This is a genomic window from uncultured Anaerococcus sp., from assembly GCF_937934665.1.
In the GTDB taxonomy this organism is placed as follows: domain Bacteria; phylum Bacillota; class Clostridia; order Tissierellales; family Peptoniphilaceae; genus Anaerococcus.
The window spans coordinates 1-2,516 of sequence record NZ_CALGYW010000107.1; the positions used below are offsets into that span (position 1 = coordinate 1).

4 protein-coding genes are annotated in these 2,516 nt (G+C 38.2%); all 4 read left to right on the forward strand.

Features of this window, described 5'->3' with window-relative positions; translation table 11 throughout:
* Positions 1-209 precede the first annotated feature (209 nt).
* From Q0410_RS05850 to Q0410_RS05865, 4 genes are read left to right on the forward strand one after another with little or no spacing between them, the layout of a single operon-like run.
* Positions 210-395, forward strand: coding sequence for a hypothetical protein (locus Q0410_RS05850; protein ID WP_299034215.1), 186 nt, complete (start codon positions 210-212; stop codon positions 393-395).
* A complete protein-coding gene (locus Q0410_RS05855) occupies positions 392-655 on the forward strand; it encodes a hypothetical protein (protein WP_299034218.1) in 264 nt (87 codons plus the stop codon). Before Q0410_RS05850 ends, Q0410_RS05855 begins: the two co-directional genes overlap by 4 nt.
* The gene (locus Q0410_RS05860; protein ID WP_299034224.1) at positions 652-1,587 is read left to right on the forward strand and encodes a YqaJ viral recombinase family protein; all 936 of its coding nucleotides are present in this window, start codon (positions 652-654) and stop codon (positions 1,585-1,587) included. Before Q0410_RS05855 ends, Q0410_RS05860 begins: the two co-directional genes overlap by 4 nt.
* Entirely contained in the window at positions 1,580-2,473 is an 894-nt protein-coding gene (locus tag Q0410_RS05865) for a recombinase RecT (protein WP_299034227.1), read from the forward strand. The genes Q0410_RS05860 and Q0410_RS05865 overlap by 8 nt, the downstream gene beginning before the upstream one ends.
* The last annotated feature ends 43 nt before the right edge of the window (positions 2,474-2,516 follow it).

A 2,516-nucleotide genomic window follows, 5' to 3' on the forward strand; every position in this document is an offset into this window, starting at 1 on the left:
ATTATAACTTTGGTAAGCCTAATGTGGGTTGGTTTAGGAATTTTGAGTCCTACTCCAGTATGTGAGCTGTTATGCATACCTTTTGCGATTATAACCTTATTTGGTGGGCTTTGGATTGTATAAAAACAAAAAGGCCTAGCCGAAGCTAAGCCGATTTAAAAAATAACTATAGAAATATTATACCGATTTGAAGACGAAAAGGAAAGAGAATGAAGGCTAAAGATCAAGTTACTTTCTATGATGCAATTAGCGTGATGGAAGTTGATAGTTTAGAAAAGATTAGAGAAATACTTTTGAAAAAGAAAATGACAGATAGCAATATTAGCAAGCTTAATCTCGTTGATGTTGCGATTGCTGAAAAGCATAGAAGAAAGGATTACATGGAGAAGTTATGAGGATTAGTTTTACACTTACAAAAGAATATGAAATTTTTATCGATAAGGAAGAAATTGACGAAAAATATTCTGGCGATACCAAGGAAGCTATCAAAGATAAGTTAGAAGATGCTTATATGGTGACTTCTTATTATGATGATATCGAGATTATAGATACCGATTTGGAACATCAAGACGTTTTATATGAGAAGTCTTTACAGAGTGAGTATGAGGCTGAGAAAGACTTACAAGAAAGCCTATATTTGAGGGATTTGATATGAAAAAACTTGTAAATGTTACGAATTTAAGCCGTGAAGAATGGCTTGAGATGAGGACTAAAGGCCTTGGCGGTTCGGATGCGGCGGCCGCCTGTGGTCTTAATCCTTGGAAAAGTAAGGCTAGCCTTTATCTAGAAAAGACAGGTCAGGTTGTAAAAGATTTTGATAATGAGGTTATGAGGCAGGGCCGAGACCTTGAAGATTATGTTGCTAGGAGATTTACCGAAGCTACTGGTAAGAAGGTTAGAAGAAATAATTTTATGATGGCATCTAAAGAACATCCATTCCTCTTGGCTGATATTGATAGGGAAGTGGTTGGGGAAAATGCCATCCTAGAGTGTAAAACTACTAGCCCTTTTGCCAAAGATAAGTGGGATGATGGGGCTATTCCTATAAATTACGAGCTACAATGCCACCATTACATGATGGTTACGGGGGCAGAGAAGTGCTACATCGCTTGTCTTATCTTTTCTACTGATTTTATTATCAGAGAGATTGAGAGGGACGAAGAAGTGATTGAGATGTTAAAAAGTCAAGAGGTTGATTTTTGGGAAAATTACGTCTTAAAAGGTCAAATGCCTGCTCCAGATGGATCAAGTAAGTATGATACGGCTCTTAAAGATAGGTTTAAGGGCGGTTTAGATGACCAGATTGAGCTTGAAGTGGACGAGACGGACTATAGGTCCTATTTGGAGACTAAAAGCCTTATAAAGGAATTAGAAGCGAATAACAAGGAATTTGAGCAAAGGATTAAGCTACAGTTAGGAGACCACGATTATGGAGCTACAAACTTTCTTAAAGTTAGCTATAGGCCTTTTACTACTACTAGGATTGACACTAAAAGAATAAAAAAAGAGAAACCAGAGATTTTTGAGGAGTTTTCGAAGGTTACAGAGTCTAGGAGATTTAATTTAAAGGAGATTGTAAATGACTAACGCAAAACAAGCGCTACAAAAAAAGAATAATTCTAGGACACCAGCACAAAGAAAGCAAGATACAGTTAGAGGACTTCTTAAGTCCATGGAGGGGGAGATTAAAAATGCCCTCCCAGCATACTTGCCTGTTGAGAAGTTTATCAGGACTGCACTTACTGCTATTAATTCTAATCCTAAGCTTGCATCTTGTAGTCAAGAAAGTTTGCTTGCTGCAATTATGAATTCGGCACAGCTTGGGCTTGAGTTTAATACACCACTTGGTGAGGCTTACCTTATCCCTTATGGTAATAGGGTTAATTTCCAGCTTGGCTATCAAGGTTTACTGAAGTTAGCCTATAATACCGGGCAATTTAAGAGGATTACAGCCCGTGAGGTTAGGGAGAATGAAGATTTTGATATTGATTATGGTACTGGAGAGATTTCTCATAGGCCTTGCTTGACTGGTGATAGCGGGGATGTTATTGGCTACTATGCAATTTACCAAACTAAGGACGGCGGCCAAGATGTCTTTTACTTTTCTAAGGCGGATGCTGAAAGGTATGGCAAGACTTTTTCACAGTCTTATAACAGTGGGCCTTGGAAGACTAACTTTGATGCTATGGCGAAGAAGTCGGCTCTGATCCAAGTATTAAAGTATGCACCTAAGGCTATTGAAAGTCAGACCCTAGTACAGGCGACTAACTTTGATAATGCGAACTTCGAAAAGACTAGCAAGGCTGAAAGTGGCGAGAGAGTTTATCAAGTCGATTATGAGATTGAGCCTGAAGTAGTAGAGGAAGAAGAAAAAGAAGCTCCAAAAAATGTTGATAAGGAGACTGGAGAAGTTATTGAGGTTGATAAGCAATCTGGATTCTTTGATGATGATTTCAAGCCTGTTGAGGATTAGAAAATGATTAATGAGGGGGGAAGATGAGCAAAACCATTGTAGA